We start from the raw sequence: 15,562 nt of genomic DNA on the forward strand, positions 1-15,562 counted from the left end.
GCATAGAATCAGTACAGCTTGGTGTCAAGCGAATAGCCTTCCAGATTTTCCTTCACTCGCTGCAGAAATCTTCCGCAGATGACTCCGTCCAGAATCCGGTGATCAAGCGACAGACAGAGGTTAGCCATTGAACGGACGGCAATCATGTCATTAATAACGACAGGCCGCTTCACAATCGACTCGAACGTGAGGATGGCCGCCTGCGGGTAGTTGATGATCGGATAGGACAAAATAGAACCGAAGGAGCCGGTATTGTTGACCGTAAAGGTACCGCCCTGCATATCGTCCAGCTTCAGCTTGCCTTCGCGTGTTTTACGGGCAAGATCATCGATCTCGCGGGCCAGCCCAGCGATGTTCTTCTGATCCGCCTTCTGGATGACAGGCGTCATGACGGAATCCTCCGTCCCTACGGCCAGGGAAATATTAATGTCCCGCTTCACCACAATTTTGTCTACAGCCCAGAAGGAATTCATGATCGGATAATCTTTGATCGCATTGACTACCGCTTTAAGCAGGAAAGCCAAATAAGTTATATTGATTCCTTCCTTGCGTTTGAATTCATCCTTGATTTTGTTGCGGAGCATGACCAGATTGGTCACGTCCACCTCAATCATCGTCCACGCATGCGGAATTTCCGTCACACTTTGCCGCATATTGCGGGCAATCGTGTTGCGGATCGGTGTGACATCAATATAATACTCCGAACGTCCCGAAGCATCGCCTTCCACTTCAATGGCAGGTATCTTTGGAGACTCCGTCAGATGAATGCCGCTGTTCCGGACAGGCGGAATACTTTGGGCAGGAACAGCCAAAGGCTCAGGCGTTTTGCTGTCTACAGATCTGCCGGAGAACGGGGACGCGACGGCCTGTACGGCTTGCTGGCTTCCCGTGGATATGGCGGCAGATCCGCCAGCCGCAACATACGCCAGAACGTCCTTGCGGGTGATACGCCCGCCAAGCCCGGTTCCCGGCACACGGCTTAAATCAACCTGATGTTGTGCGGCAAGTGTCTGTACGGCCGGTGAATAACGGCCGCGCATGGATTGATCCCCCTGGGGCTGGTCCGCAGCAGGCACTTCTGCTCCGGCTGAGGAAGCCGGGACATCCTCCGGCCTGCCGGCCTCTGCAGCCGTTTGTATACGGCAGATCAGTTCGCCTACGGCAACCGTCTGTCCTTCCTGTACAAGCAGCTCGCCCATAACCCCATCTACCGTTGAAGGGATTTCGGCATTTACTTTATCGGTAATGACCTCGCAGATCGGCTCGAACTGTTCCACGCTTTCCCCGGGCTGCTTGAGCCACTTGGCAATGGTTGCGGAAACGAGCGATTCCGCAAGCTGAGGCATGGAAACATCTGTCCATTGCGTATTATTCTGTGTCATTTGGTTCAACTCCTCGGCGTCGCAGCTTAATACAGGGCAAGCTGACGCATGGCTTCTTTCACTTTGTCTTTGCTGAGCATAAAGAATTTCTCCATCGGAGGACTGATCGGCATGGCCGGCACATCCGGACCGCACAGGCGGGCAATCGGCGCATCCAGCTCAAACAGGCACTCCTCGCTGATGATTGCGGATACTTCCGCACCGATGCCGCCGGTTTTATTGTCTTCATGCACAATCAGTACCTTGCCGGTCCGGCGGGCGGCGGCAATGATTGCCTCCCTGTCAAGTGGCTGCAGTGTCCGCAGATCGAGCACATGGGCGGCAATGCCTTCCTCACGCTCCAGTTCCTCGGCGGCCTGCATGACAAAATGCAGCGGCTGGCTGTAGCCGATCACGGTAATATCGTCGCCCTCGCGCAGCAGATTGGCCTTGCCGATGGGAACAATGTAATCGTCTTCCGGCACCTCACCCTTGAGCAGCTTGTAGCTCTTCTTATTCTCAAAATACAGCACCGGATCAGGATCACGGATCGCTGCCTTCAGCAGTCCCTTGGCATCGTATGGAGAATACGGGGCCACAATCTTGAGACCAGGTGTTCCGAAGAAAATCGATTCAGGACACTGGGAGTGATACAGCCCGCCGAAAATACCGCCGCCGATCGGAGCGCGGATCACGACCGGACAGTTCCAGTCATTGTTAGAGCGATAGCGGATTTTGGCCGCTTCACTAATGATCTGGTTGGTCGCCGGCAGCATAAAATCGGAATACTGCATCTCCGCAATCGGCTTCATGCCGTACATGGCCGCGCCGATTGCCACACCCGCGATGGCGGATTCCGCCAGCGGCGTATCCATGACCCGCATCTCGCCGAATTGCTCCATGAGCCCTTTGGTGGTGGTGAAGACGCCGCCCTTGACACCTACATCCTCTCCCAGCACAAATACCGTGTCATCCTGCTCCATTTCTTCCTTCATCGCCAAACGAATGGCATCGATATATTCCATAACCGCCATATCTTATTGCTCCTCCCCGCTGCTGTCCGCATACACGTGCAGAAGTGTATCCTCCGGCCGAGGAAACGGCGCCTTATCCGCATATTCTATGGCGTCCTTCATCACCTGAAGCAGCTCGGCCTTCAACTCCTGATCCCGCTGCTCATCCCAGATGCCGGAATCGATCATATACGCCTTCATCCGCAGCAGTCCATCCTTCTTCCAATGCTCGTCTACTTCCTCCTTCGTCCGGTAAGCAAGGTCATTGTCGGAAGTAGAATGCGGAGACAGCCGGTACATCATCGCTTCGATCAGCGTTGGACCTTCGCCGCGAACAGCACGCTCGCGCGCTTCCTTCACGGCTGCGTACACAGCAAGCGCGTCATTGCCGTCTACCCGTATTCCGGGAAATCCATAACCGAGCGCACGATCGCTTACTTTCCCACTCAACTGCTTGTGCACAGGAACGGAAATAGCGTACTGGTTGTTCTCGCACATAATGATGACAGGCAGCTTGTACACTCCCGCAAAGTTGCAGCCTTCATGAAAATCGCCCTGATTGCTCGACCCTTCCCCGAAGGTAACAAAAGAAACGATGCTCTTCTTCCGCATCTTCGCGGCCAGCGCCACACCGACGGCATGTGGCACCTGTGTTGTCACGGGACTTGAGCCTGTAACGATCCGCAGCTTTTTGCTGCCGAAATGCCCCGGCATCTGGCGGCCGCCACTGTTCGGATCCTCTGCCTTTGCAAAGGCAGACAGCATCAGCTCGCGCGGAGTCATGCCGACAGACAGGACAAAACCGTAATCACGGTAATAAGGCAGAAAATAATCGTTATCCCTGTCCAGGGCAAACGCTGCACCAACCTGGGCCGCCTCCTGCCCGATTCCGGATACGTGAAAATTAATTTTGCCAGCACGCTGGAGCAGCATATTCCGCTCATCAAACGTTCTTGCCAGCAGCATATATCTGTACATTTCTATGACCTGGTCATTGCTCAGACCCAGTTCCTCATGCCTGAGCTGCGCGTCGACATCGCTTTTTGCGTTCATCGAGGCACCTCCTTGTTATAAAGCCATAGCTTATTATACCATCTCGTCTTAAAACCTGGTACTAAAACTTGGCTTAACCTTATTAAAACACTTTCGCACCAAAAAGGAAAGCCGACTATTAGATTCCGATCGCTTTTCCGTCTACTGCCAGCATCGCTTCGCCCAAAATTTCCGACAAGGTTGGATGCGGAAAAGCAAGCTGGCCCACTTCCCATGGGGTCGCGTCCAGCAGTTGAGCCAAAGCCGCCTCACTGATCAGGTCGGTGACATGCGTGCCGATCATATGAACCCCCAGAATATCATTTGTCTTCTGGTCCACAACCACCTTCACAAAACCGTCTCTGCTGCCATACACGAGCGATTTGCCGATTGCCTGAAAAGGAAATTTGCCGATTTTCACCTCGTGCCCCCGTGTTCTTGCCTCCTGCTCGGTCAGACCAACACTGGCTGCCTCCGGTCTTGTATAAATACAACGCGGGATCTGATGAGCGGGCAGCACGTGCACCTCCTCGCCGCAAATATGATTTATGGCCGCGATCCCTTCGTGGCTGGCGGCATGTGCAAGCTGAACGCCGCCGATGCAGTCGCCAATGGCGTAGATATGAGGCTCAACCGTCTGATAATGGGCATTAACTGCTATGACCCCGTTTTCAACCCGGATATCCGTATTCTCCAATCCGATATTTTCCACATTAGCCTGCCTGCCCACAGACAAGAGCAACTGTGAAGCGCTGAGCGTGCTCGTTTCGCCGCCCCGGCGCACATCGATTTGAATTCCTTCCTCATCCTTGCTCAGACTTTCCGGCACCACCTGGGACCCGGTCAGAATCTTCACGCCTCTTTTCGTCAGCAGCCTCTGCAGCTCACGGGAAATCTCCTCATCCTCCAGCGGGATCAGCCTGTCCGCTGTCTCCACGACGGTCACTTCCACGCCAAAGTCGTTCAGCATGGAGGCCCACTCCACGCCAATCACACCGCCCCCAACAATGATGATGGAAGCAGGGAGCTTGTCCAGCAGCAGCGCCTCGTCGCTCGTCAAAATAAATCTGCCATCAGGCTCAAGACCCGGAATATGCCTTGGCCGTGACCCTGTCGCAATAATCAGATGGGCAGGCACGACCGTCTCCATTTCCCCATCTTCCAGCTCGACGGCAACCGCACCGCTTTTCGGCGAGAAAATGGACGGCCCTATGACCCTCCCTGTTCCGTGCAGAACCTTGATTTTATTTTTGCGCATCAAATACTGGACACCCTGATGAAGCTGCTCCACGACCTGCTCCTTCCGTTCCTGGACCTTTGGAAACAACAGCCTGGACCCGGACGTCTCAATGCCATAGGATTCGCTTTCCTTGACGGTTGCATACACTTCGGCGCTTCTAAGCAATGATTTGCTGGGAATGCAGCCACGATGCAGACAGGTGCCTCCCAATTTGTCGCGCTCAATGATGACTACATCCTTTCCCAGCTGGGCAGCCCGGATTGCGGCCACATAACCTCCCGTTCCTCCGCCCAGTATCGCTATATCACATGTGATTGACATATTAACCTCCGCTATCGCTGCATGATTATTTAAAGTCTATTTTACTCTCTTTGAACGGCATTACAAATAAGCCGGCAGCCTCGGCTGAACCCCGGCCCGTTCTTGATCCAAGCACCCGATCTGGCAGCTTATTCGTAAAGCGCATCCTTCAGTTTGCTGGACATGCGCGGTGTCTTCGATGAACTGCGAAGGGACCGGCGGAGAGCAGCATTTCGCTGCTCCAGCATTTCCAGCTGTTCCAGCATGTCATTGACCAGCGCTTCCGTCTCGGAGCTTAGCAGACCGAGCCGTGCCAATTCGGCCTTTCTATGCTTGAAACGGGAGTTGACATCTTCCATCCGGATTCCTCATTTCTGCTGTATAATCCCGTCATTCTACAGTAACAGACTTGGCGGCTGCGAGCAATGAAACAGCTGCGTATGCTGTCAAAATTCAAGCATTTGTCTCTGGTCTGTCTCCCTTAACCTATGGTACTCTATAGTGGCGTTTTCTTTAAAGAAAGAGGGGAATTGCTTTGTCTACAGGGCGTATTACCGTAATTACAGGTCCAATGTTCAGTGAAAAATCAGGGGAGCTCATCCGCCGCTGTCAAAAATTAATGAAATACGGCCGCCGCAAGGTGGTCGCCTATAAACCTGCCGAGGATAACCGTTTTGCCAAGGACGAGATCGTCAGCCGTATCGGATACCGTCTTCCCGCCATATCCATTCCACGGAGACTGACGGAAGAGACAGTGGCCAAAATCATGGAGCAGACCCGTGACGCGGACGTTGTCGCTTTTGATGAAGTGCAATTTTTCAACCGACCGATCATGAACCTGGTTCAGGAGCTTGCTTATAACGGAAAGCATGTCATTGTTGACGGCTTGAATATGGATTATCGTGGAGAGGAATTCGGATATATCGGAGGACTGCTGGCCATGGCAGACGATATTGAAAAGCTAAGCGCCTTCTGTGCCGTTTGCGGCAGCGCCGAAGGCAACTTCACACAGAGAATCATTAACGGGGAGCCGGTAAAAGTAGGCCCGATCGTTATGATCGGAGATTCGGAGGCTTATGAGCCGCGCTGTCGGCGCTGTTTTGTGCCACCTCACAAGGTGGATTGCAATTAAAAAGCCCCTGCGGGGCTTTTTTTAGATTACAGTAAAAAGTTCGTCAATAATTTTTTATTTCGTCGTTGTGACGGAAACTTTGCCGCTCTCTCCACGTATACTCCTGTGTCATACATATCCTTTAGGAGGTACTTACCATGTCTTTTTTTAACAAAATGCTTGCAAGTGTAGGAGTCGGGGCTGCGGAAATTGACACACATCTTGAAAAAGCCTCTTATCACCCGGGCGAGGAAATTCGGGGAATGGTACATATCCGGGGCGGCAACGTCGAACAGAAAGTAGATCATATCTATATCAAAGTCATGACCGAGTATATCAGAGAGCATGATGATAAAAAGGTCCGGGAGACGTACACCATCGCCAAATATCATGTGGCTGACCATCTGCTCGTCCGGAAGGGAGAGAGGCTGCAAATTCCGTTCTCCTTCCCGCTTCCGCTGGAAACGCCGATGACGCTGTCGCGCCAGCCTGTCTGGATTCATACCGGCCTTGATATTGATCATGCCGTTGATCCTAACGACCGCGACTACATTGAGGTTACACCTCACCCTTATGCTACCGTCGTATTACAGGCTGCCCAGGAGCTCGGATTCCGATTCAAGGAGGCTACCTGTGAATATCATCCACGGCTTGGACGTGGTGTTCCGTTTGTGCAGGAAATTGAATTTTACCCTGGCCGGGAATTTTCCAGCAGGGTGGAAGAGCTCGAATTTATTTTCAATCTTGAGCGTGACGGCATTCATGTGCTGGTTGAGGTTGACCGCCGTGGCAGAGGCTTTTCCGGTTGGCTTGAACGGTCATTTGAAATGGACGAGCGCACAGCATGGATGAGCCTGAGCCAATCGGATCTGCAAAGAGGAAACAGATATGTTGCGGATGTGCTTGGGGAACTGATCTACAGACAAGCCCGTTAACATATATTAACCCCGCCATTCATGATGGTGGGGTTTGTGTTTCTACAGCGGCAGCATATCCCTGCGTTCCGCTTTAGGCTTGCAGTGCTTGCAGACACCCTTGACGACCCCATTGTCGCCTGCGTAGAAGGTCAACAGTTCTTCTTTGCCGCAGAAGCTGCATTTCTGCGCGGAAGGTTTGTTCGTGCTCCCTTTACGCCGGAAAGGGACTACATTATCTCCTGAATGACGGGGAGCCTGCCCTTTTTTGCTGCGCCTTCTACTCAGACGAAGTATAGTGAATAAGATAGTTCCGACAGCCACGGCCCCGGCAACAACCCACAGATACACCATATGTTATCCCCCTCTGCCTAGTATGGTACAAACCGGCTAGCATTCACCAGCATACCGGAATAAACAAACCCAATAAATCGGTGATTTATTGGGCCAGTTTCCAGGTATATCACTTGTTTGGCTTACGACACTTTATGCTCGATCCGCAGCTTGTCGGCGACCATCGCAATGAATTCGCTGTTGGTTGGCTTTGACTTGCTGATATTGATCGTATAACCAAACAGGTGACTGATGCTGTCAATATTACCGCGGGTCCATGCCACTTCAATCGCATGGCGGATAGCGCGCTCGACGCGTGATGGAGTGGTTTTAAATTTCTCGGCGATCGCCGGATACAGCGTCTTGGTGATGGCCCCTAATATTTCGATGTTATTATATACCATAGTGATGGCCTCGCGCAGATATTGGTAACCTTTAATATGTGCCGGAACACCGATCTCATGAATGATGGAGGTAATGCTGGCATCCAGATTTTTCACTTTCCCCATCGGGACAACATTCGATCTTGCCATGGATATACCGGTCGAAGTACTGCTAACCGTCTGCACACCCACCAATTGGCGAACACGGTTGGCCAGCACCTCCATATCGAATGGCTTGAGAATATAGTAGGAAGCTCCCAGTTGTACCGCGCGTTGAGTAATGTTCTCCTGACCGAAAGCGGTGAGCATAATAATTTTCGGCTGTGCAGGCAAATTCATTTCGCGCAGTCGCTCAAGCACGCCCAGACCGTCAAGATGCGGCATAATGATATCCAGAATCAATACATCGGGGATTTTATGAGCATCGGAAATACGTTGAAGAACCTCTTCGCCGTTGTAAGAGATTCCAACAACCTCCATATCCTCCTGCTCTGATATATATTCAGCGAGTAAATTTGTAAATTCACGGTTATCATCTGCCAACAGCACTTCAATTTTTTGCAATGGACTTCCTCCTTTAAAATGAGCTGCATAGTTTTTGATTTGGCAATTTCTTCTCTCGGAAGTATATAATTTCGACACACTGAATTCAATTCCTTCTGTCGAAAAATATTTTTATTTATTTTTTTTATCCTTTCCTTTATAATTTAATTTTTCTGATTTTTTTCAACTTTGTTAGCTAATATTCTGCTTAATCCAGCACAAAACTCCACAAACCGACACCGTCATAGCGCAATAAATACAAAAAAATCTTAAGGCCGTCAACCGGCCTTAAGATCAGAAGCTTTGCCCTGTTTGTGGTGAATCCCCGCATCCTCCAGCATCCATTCAATAAAACAACCATACCCTGACTGCGGATCATTCACAAAAACATGTGTGACCGCTCCGATGAGTTTGCCGTTCTGAATGATCGGACTTCCGCTCATCCCTTGCACAATTCCACCGGTTTTATCGATCAGGCGGGGATCTACTATGCGGATGACGAGCCCTTTCGTTGCCGGGGCACTTTGATGGGACACATGCATAATACGCGCTTTAAAACGCTGAACCGATTGGCCGTCAACCACGGTTAATATTTCTGCCGGTCCTTCTTTAACTTCTTCAGCCCATGCAACAGGGATCGGTTTCGTGTATATGCTGTGTTCAGGAAGATCGGTCATTTTACCGAAAATTCCAAACTTCGTATTGCTTTCGATGCTGCCCAGAACTTTATGATTTTTTGTAAACTGGGCACGTTTTTCCCCAGGTTCGCCATTCTGGCTTTTGGAGATGGAAGTAACGTTGGATTGGACAATATGTCCGTTGCCAACGACAATAGGGGTTTGTGTATTCATGTCCGTAATAACGTGGCCAAGTGCCCCGTAAACGCCATACTGCGGTGCATAAAAGGTCAACGTTCCAACCCCTGCTGCCGAATCGCGGATATACAATCCAAGCCTCCACGCCTTGTCCTCGCGGTCATATGCCGGAGTCAGCCTGGTATGAATGGTCTGTTTTCCCCGCATGAGGGTAATCTTCAATGGTTTACCCTCTTTTCCCGCTCGTTCTACAGCCTCCGTAACAAGTGACAAATTATCGGGAACAAGGCCGTTAATGTGAGTAATACGGTCCCCAAGCCTGATTCCTGCTGCCTCTCCGGGCGACAAACGGGTCTCCCCGTCTTGCACCACAAGGTGGTGACCTACGACAAGGATCCCCGCTGATTTCACCTTTACGCCAATCGTTTGGCCGCCGGGAATGACTTGAATTTCCGGAACAGAATGAACCCCTGACCGGTTGGCAAGCAATGAAGATAAAGACGGGCTGCGCTGAACCAGCTTATTCAGCTGAAAAATGGAGCCCTTATAATTCCCAAAGGAGTCACCATGACTCTCCGGCTCCGCCGCTGCGTGCCGGACAAACATAAAAATACTTCCCATACAAAGAAAGAAGACAAGCAAAAGACCGGGCAGTTTGTTCCTGGAGTTCAATTTCAATGGCTGTCACGCTCCCTTTGCTTCTTTCGCTTGACGAGTAAAGGTCGTCGCCAATTGCGTACCTTTAAGGTAACCCTGCCCCCAGGCTTTTATTACTGTCAATCATTGCTCTACCCGATGTCCTTCTCTCTTTTGCGCCTGTGCCAAATTCAGCATTTCCTGGGCATGATGCAGCGTTTTTTGCGTAATTTCCACACCGCCCAGCATCCTTGCCAGTTCCTTCACCCTGCCCTCATCCGACAACTCCTCCACCTGTGTCATGGTGCGGCCATCCTGTACAGATTTCTCGATGAGATACTGGCTATCAGCCATACAGGCCACCTGCGGAAGATGGGTAATCGAAAATACCTGGCAGACAGAAGACAGCCTGTACAGTTTCTCGGCAATGGACTGCGCCGCCCGTCCGCTGACCCCGGTATCCACTTCATCAAAAATGAGCACCGGAATTTGATCATGGCGGGCGAAAATGCTTTTGAGCGCCAGCATGACACGGGAGATTTCGCCTCCGGACGCGATTTTGCCCAGCGGGCGCAACGGCTCTCCCGGGTTGGCGGAAATTAAAAATTCGGCATTGTCAATGCCCTGCTTGGTTGGCCGGATTTTACGCCCATTCCATTCATAACCACGCGCGTCTTCCAGCGGGTCAATCTTCACCCGCAGAGAGGTTCGCCCCATTTGCAACTCATTGAGCTCCCTTTCCACCTGTACAGCCAGATCCTCCGCACATTGCTTGCGTGCGGCAGACAGCTCATCAGCCGCCGCGAGCAGCTCGGCAAGCAGCTTGTCACGCTGGGCGGTGAGCTTCTCCAGACGCTCATCCTTGTTTTCCAGCTTATCCGTTTCATGCTCAATTTTTTGGGAGTATTCCAGGATTTGCTCGACACTGTCTCCGTATTTGCGGCGCAAACCGGCAATCAAGGCGAGACGCTGCTCGACCTCCTGAAGGCGCTCCGGATTAAATTCAATCTGTTCCCTGTAGGATCGAAGCTGAAAAACCGCATCCTCCAGCTGGTAATATGCAGATTGAATCTGCTCCGTGATGGGCTGCAGCTGTTTGCTGTCATAATGGGAAATGTCCTCCAGCATGGCGGCTGCGCTGCTTACGGCATCCAGCCCCTGCTGGCTTTGCAGCAGCTCATATGCCCCGGCGACGGCATCCATCATTTTCTCGCTGTGGGATAGTTTGACCCGTTCTTCCGCTAATAATTCATCCTCGCCAGGCTGTAGCCTGGCGGAAGCGATCTCCTCAAGCTGAAAGCGATACATATCAAGCATTTGATACGATTTCTGGCTTGATTCCTGCAGCTCTCTCAGTTCCTTCTCGGCTTTGACAAAAGCGCCGTATCTTTCCCGGTAGCGAGCTTTTACAGGGCCAATCATGCCGTCACCGTACGTATCCAGCAACGCCAGATGCCGGTCGGTCCGCAGCAGATTCTGCGGTTCATGCTGTCCGTGGATGTTGACGATGTGCTCGCCGACTTCGCGCAGCATGCTTAGGTTTACCAGTTGACCATTAATTCTCGAGGTGCTCTTGCCGCTTGAAGCCAACTCTCTGCGAATCAGCAGATGCTCATCCGCATTTCCCTGAATGCCCAGCTTGGCAAGCACCTCCCACACCGGGTGTCCGGCTGGGAGCTCGAAGAGCGCTTCCATCTCGGCCTTGTCGCAGCCATAACGCACCAGATCCGCCGCTCCTCTGCCACCCGAGATCAGCACAAGAGCGTCGATGATAATAGATTTCCCTGCCCCTGTTTCCCCTGTCAACACATGAAAGCCTTGGTGGAAGTGCACATCCACCGATTCAACCACTGCCAGATTTCTTATCGATAGTGAAACCAGCACCGCTACTACACCTCCAACATCTTACGGTAGTTCATCAGGATATATAGGACATGATCTGTTTCACGACGTCCGTGCTGTTCTCATGGGTGCGGCAAATGATCAGGATGGTATCATCACCGCTGATGGTGCCCATGATTTCCGGCCATTCGATGCTGTCAAGCAGAGCCGCTATGGAATTCGCTGTCCCCGGCAGACATTTCATGACAATAAGGTTGCCCGTGCTGTCAATCTGCAAAAAGTTATCCACCAGTGCGCGCTTTAATTTATGAACCGGATTGTAGCGCTGATCGCTCGGCAGTGAATATTTATATCTTCCATCATCCATAGGCACCTTGATTAAGAGCAGTTCCTTAATGTCCCTCGATACAGTTGCCTGCGTCACCTGAAAGCCCGCTTCGCGCAGCGACTCCACCAGCTCGTCCTGGGTTTCTATATCTTGATGGGTAATAATTTCCCTGATTTTGATATGCCTTTGACCTTTCATAACATCCTCCTGTAAATTGGTTAATCATGATTCCATTCCTCTGCAGCCAGTACGATCCGCCGGACTGCCCCTTCCTCCATATCCACATAAAGAACACCCGCAATCTCGGGATAAAGCAGCAACAGAGGCAAAAATTTGTCTCTGATTGCTGTCCCGCTCCACTCTATCGGCTTGCTGCGCCGCGAGGTCTTGACGATATAGATGCCTTCATCCCGCTCTGCTATGTAATCAATATATAAACCGCTGTTAATAGTCTCACCGTTGACGTCAAATGCAAGGGGAACCCGCAGCCGTCCACCAATAACTTCATAGCCATTCTCCTCCAGTATCGCCGAAGCGGGTCCTCCTTCAATCTCCTCATTCAGCGGAATCGCATAAAGCCTGGGATGCTCCGGCTTGCGCAGCCAGGAACGGAACGCGTATAATGCCCAAATGGCCAAAACAGCACCAAGCGCCGCAACCAAAAACGTATCATACCGTGTATCCATCCAGATCCCCGCCTTTATTGGTCTGACATTCATTTGTTATTTCGTGATCGGCTGCAAAAACTCCTTTACTCTTCTTTTTACATTATAGGAGAACGTGAGTTCGTTAATCAATCTCTGCTCCGCATTTTCGAAAAAAAAGGTTCCCATAGTTCTTGTGAAGAACTTATGAGAACCTCTTGCCTATCTGCTACCAAACGTCTGTCCCGCCTCTGCAACGATACGGTCGATGAGCGACTCCAGGTTGTGTCCCATCCCTTCATCAGGCAAAGCCGGATCATGCAACCGAAAATAGGCCAGAAATTCAATATTGCCCTCACCCCCCGTAATCGGCGAAAAGGTCAGCCCCTTCAAAGAAAGTCCAAGCTCCCTGGCAAAAGAAAGCACCGTATGCAGCACCTCTTTATGTGTCGCGGATTCCCTGACAACTCCTGATTTCCCGACTTTCTCCCGCCCGGCTTCAAACTGCGGCTTGATCAGAGCGGCAATGTCAGCCGGACGCTGCAGCAGCGCGATCAGCGGAGGCAGGATGATGCGCAGCGAAATGAACGACACGTCAATGCTTGCAAAATCTGGCGCCGGCCCTTTCAGATCCTCCGGGGTCATATAGCGAAAATTCGTGCGTTCCATCACGCAGACTCTTTCATCATTACGGAGCGACCAATCGAGCTGATTGTAGCCGACATCGATCGCATACACATAGGCTGCTCCATGCTGCAGCGCGCAGTCCGTAAATCCTCCGGTGGAAGAGCCGATATCGAGCATCGTGCGGTCCCGCATATTCAGACCGAATTCCCGGATCGCCTTCTCCAGCTTCAGTCCCCCACGGCTGACATAGGGGTGCACGGCTCCCTTTACCTTCAGCTGACTGCTGCGGGGAACCTTCATTCCCGCCTTTTCAATCCGTTCACTGTCCGCGAGCACCAGACCGGCCATAATGGCCGCCTTGGCTTTCTCCCGGCTTTCGTAAAATCCCTGCTCCACAAGCAGCACATCAATTCTTTCTTTCGGATCAGACATGTTGTTCTCCTATCTCTATACCGACTGGCCGAAGCCGAATGTAGGTTGGGCAGCCATCCGGCGCAGCTCGGCGGCAACCGCTTCAGCAGTCAATCCAACCTGTGCCCGCTGCTCCTTAATGGAGCCGTGCTCCACAAAAATATCGGGAATGCCCATCAAATGGACATGCATATCATGTACGCCTTCGCGGGCGTAAAATTCAAGTATCGCACTGCCAAGGCTGCCCGCCTCGGACGCTTCCTCCAGCACAACCAGCTTTACCTGCTGCTGGGCAAGCTCGCGCAGCATTTCCTCATCCAGCGGCTTGAGAAACCGTGCATTGATGACTCCCACCTGAATTCCTTCACGCTTCATCGTATCAGCAGCTTCACCGGCTACCTGCAGCATCGGGCCGCAAGCGATGACTGCATACTGTTCACCCTTGCGAAGATACTCCCACTTTCCGATAGGAAGGACGTGCAGTTCCTCATCTAGCGGAACTCCCGGTACATTGACTCGCGGATAGCGGTAAGCAATCGGACCGTCGTTATATTCAAGCGCCGTTTTCATCATATGACGCAGTTCGTTTTCGTCCTTGGGCATCATCATGACCAGGTTCGGGATATGTCTCATAAATGCGACGTCAAACACACCGTGATGCGTCTCACCGTCAGCGCCCACAAACCCGGCCCGGTCGATGGCAAACATCACGTTGGCGTTATGTCGGCAAATATCGTGTACAATCTGATCGTAGGCCCGCTGCATGAAAGTGGAATATACCGCATAGACCGGCTTCATCCCTTCCATGGCCAGAGCCGCACACATCGTGGCCGCATGCTGCTCCGCAATGCCGACGTCAATCATCCGGTCCGGAAACTCCTTGCTGAACGGAACAAGTCCGGAACCGCCCGGCATCGCAGGGGTAACTGCAACAATGCGCTCGTCCCCACGGGCCAGTTCAATCAGGGTCTGCCCGAATACATCCGTATACATCGGGTTTCCTACGGCCTTCAGCACCTGGCCGGATTCAATTTTGTACGGAGAAATGCCATGCCATTTATGGGAATCCGCCTCTGCCGGCTTGTATCCCTTGCCCTTCGTGGTAATCACATGCACCATAACCGGGCCATTGACATTATCCGCCTGATGGAACGTTTCGATCAGTGTTGACAAATCGTGGCCGTCAACCGGCCCCAAATACGTAAAGCCCAACTCTTCAAACAATACGCCGGGCACCATCATATATTTCAGGCTGTCCTTCATCCGCCCCGCCGATTTCGCCAGCTTGCCGCCGATGGCCGGAATTTTCTTCAGCATCTGCTCCAGTTCATCCTTGGCGCGCAGATAATGACGGTCGGAACGGATTTTGCTCAAATAATTATGCAAGGCCCCCACGTTGGGGGCGATCGACATTTCGTTGTCGTTCAGGATGACCATCAGCTTCTTGCCCTCATGACCGATATGGTTAAGCGCTTCAAAAGCCATACCGCCCGTCAAAGCGCCGTCCCCGATCAGGGCGATGACCTTGTTGTCTTCCCCTTTCAGATCCCGTGCCAGCGCCATGCCCATAGCCGCCGACAGGGAGGTGCTGCTGTGGCCGGCTTCCCAGACGTCATGCTCGCTTTCGCTGCGCTTGACGAACCCGCACAGGCCGTCCTTCTGGCGCAGCGTGTCGAACCTTTCCATTCTTCCTGTCAATATTTTATGAACATAAGCCTGATGGCCTACATCGAAAATCATTTTATCCTCAGGGCTGTTATAACAATAATGCAGGGCGACCGTGAGCTCAACCACTCCCAGGTTCGATGCCAAGTGCCCCCCTGTTGCCGAGAGCTTCTCAATCAGAAATTTGCGGATTTCTTCGGACAGAGAAGCCATCTCATCAACAGATAATGTTTTCAAGTCGCTTGGTTGCTTTATTCGTGGAAGCAGCACGCGAATCTCCCCGCTTTCCTTCAAGTAATGAACAATTGAAGCTGCAAATCTGCCTGACCTTAATTGTAATAACATTTATTATATCACAGATCGG

The 15,562-nt window shown here is 51.8% G+C and carries 15 protein-coding genes; 2 read left to right on the forward strand and 13 right to left on the reverse strand.

Annotated elements, in window-relative coordinates:
• Positions 1 to 8 precede the first annotated feature (8 nt).
• From ACE41H_RS16420 to ACE41H_RS16440, 5 genes are all read right to left on the reverse strand, one after another.
• On the reverse strand, positions 9 to 1,382 hold the full coding sequence (locus tag ACE41H_RS16420) for a dihydrolipoamide acetyltransferase family protein (RefSeq protein ID WP_375356538.1): 1,374 nt from the start codon (positions 1,380 to 1,382) through the stop codon (positions 9 to 11).
• A gap of 26 nt (positions 1,383 to 1,408) precedes the next feature.
• A complete protein-coding gene (locus tag ACE41H_RS16425) occupies positions 1,409 to 2,395 on the reverse strand; it encodes an alpha-ketoacid dehydrogenase subunit beta (protein ID WP_375356539.1) in 987 nt (328 codons plus the stop codon).
• A 3-nt stretch (positions 2,396 to 2,398) separates the two neighbouring features.
• Positions 2,399 to 3,427, reverse strand: a complete 1,029-nt coding sequence (locus ACE41H_RS16430; RefSeq protein ID WP_375356540.1) for a thiamine pyrophosphate-dependent dehydrogenase E1 component subunit alpha — start codon at positions 3,425 to 3,427, stop codon at positions 2,399 to 2,401.
• A gap of 118 nt (positions 3,428 to 3,545) precedes the next feature.
• Positions 3,546 to 4,967, reverse strand: coding sequence for a dihydrolipoyl dehydrogenase (gene lpdA, locus ACE41H_RS16435; protein WP_375356542.1), 1,422 nt, complete (start codon positions 4,965 to 4,967; stop codon positions 3,546 to 3,548).
• Between the two features lie 128 nt (positions 4,968 to 5,095).
• On the reverse strand, positions 5,096 to 5,305 hold the full coding sequence (locus tag ACE41H_RS16440) for a hypothetical protein (RefSeq protein WP_375356543.1): 210 nt from the start codon (positions 5,303 to 5,305) through the stop codon (positions 5,096 to 5,098).
• A gap of 176 nt (positions 5,306 to 5,481) precedes the next feature.
• On the opposite strand from ACE41H_RS16440, the gene ACE41H_RS16445 reads away from it, so the two are divergent.
• Entirely contained in the window at positions 5,482 to 6,078 is a 597-nt protein-coding gene (locus ACE41H_RS16445; protein WP_375356544.1) for a thymidine kinase, read from the forward strand.
• A 137-nt stretch (positions 6,079 to 6,215) separates the two neighbouring features.
• Positions 6,216 to 6,992: a sporulation protein gene (locus ACE41H_RS16450; RefSeq protein WP_375356546.1), complete on the forward strand. Its 777-nt coding sequence runs from the start codon at positions 6,216 to 6,218 to the stop codon at positions 6,990 to 6,992.
• Positions 6,993 to 7,034: 42 nt separating this feature from the next.
• Here ACE41H_RS16450 and ACE41H_RS16455 read toward each other — a convergent pair whose 3' ends face one another.
• From ACE41H_RS16455 to dxs, 8 genes are all read right to left on the reverse strand, one after another.
• Positions 7,035 to 7,325: a hypothetical protein gene (locus ACE41H_RS16455; protein WP_375356548.1), complete on the reverse strand. Its 291-nt coding sequence runs from the start codon at positions 7,323 to 7,325 to the stop codon at positions 7,035 to 7,037.
• Between the two features lie 122 nt (positions 7,326 to 7,447).
• A complete protein-coding gene (spo0A, locus tag ACE41H_RS16460) occupies positions 7,448 to 8,251 on the reverse strand; it encodes a sporulation transcription factor Spo0A (RefSeq protein ID WP_375356549.1) in 804 nt (267 codons plus the stop codon).
• A 257-nt stretch (positions 8,252 to 8,508) separates the two neighbouring features.
• Positions 8,509 to 9,723, reverse strand: coding sequence for a SpoIVB peptidase (spoIVB, locus tag ACE41H_RS16465; protein WP_375356550.1), 1,215 nt, complete (start codon positions 9,721 to 9,723; stop codon positions 8,509 to 8,511).
• A 102-nt stretch (positions 9,724 to 9,825) separates the two neighbouring features.
• Positions 9,826 to 11,565 (reverse strand): DNA repair protein RecN, encoded by a 1,740-nt coding sequence (gene recN / locus ACE41H_RS16470; protein WP_375356552.1) that lies wholly within the window; start codon positions 11,563 to 11,565, stop codon positions 9,826 to 9,828.
• A gap of 34 nt (positions 11,566 to 11,599) precedes the next feature.
• Complete coding sequence (ahrC, locus tag ACE41H_RS16475) at positions 11,600 to 12,049, reverse strand: transcriptional regulator AhrC/ArgR (RefSeq protein WP_375356553.1); 450 nt, start codon at positions 12,047 to 12,049, stop codon at positions 11,600 to 11,602.
• Between the two features lie 20 nt (positions 12,050 to 12,069).
• The gene (locus ACE41H_RS16480) at positions 12,070 to 12,537 is read right to left on the reverse strand and encodes a hypothetical protein (protein WP_375356554.1); all 468 of its coding nucleotides are present in this window, start codon (positions 12,535 to 12,537) and stop codon (positions 12,070 to 12,072) included.
• Between the two features lie 180 nt (positions 12,538 to 12,717).
• Positions 12,718 to 13,554, reverse strand: a complete 837-nt coding sequence (locus ACE41H_RS16485) for a TlyA family RNA methyltransferase (RefSeq protein ID WP_375356555.1) — start codon at positions 13,552 to 13,554, stop codon at positions 12,718 to 12,720.
• A gap of 15 nt (positions 13,555 to 13,569) precedes the next feature.
• The gene (gene dxs, locus ACE41H_RS16490; RefSeq protein WP_375356623.1) at positions 13,570 to 15,468 is read right to left on the reverse strand and encodes a 1-deoxy-D-xylulose-5-phosphate synthase; all 1,899 of its coding nucleotides are present in this window, start codon (positions 15,466 to 15,468) and stop codon (positions 13,570 to 13,572) included.
• Between the last annotated feature and the right edge of the window lie 94 nt (positions 15,469 to 15,562).

The sequence above is a fragment of the Paenibacillus enshidis genome, assembly GCF_042136365.1.
Classification (GTDB): Bacteria; Bacillota; Bacilli; order Paenibacillales; family Paenibacillaceae; genus Paenibacillus; species Paenibacillus enshidis.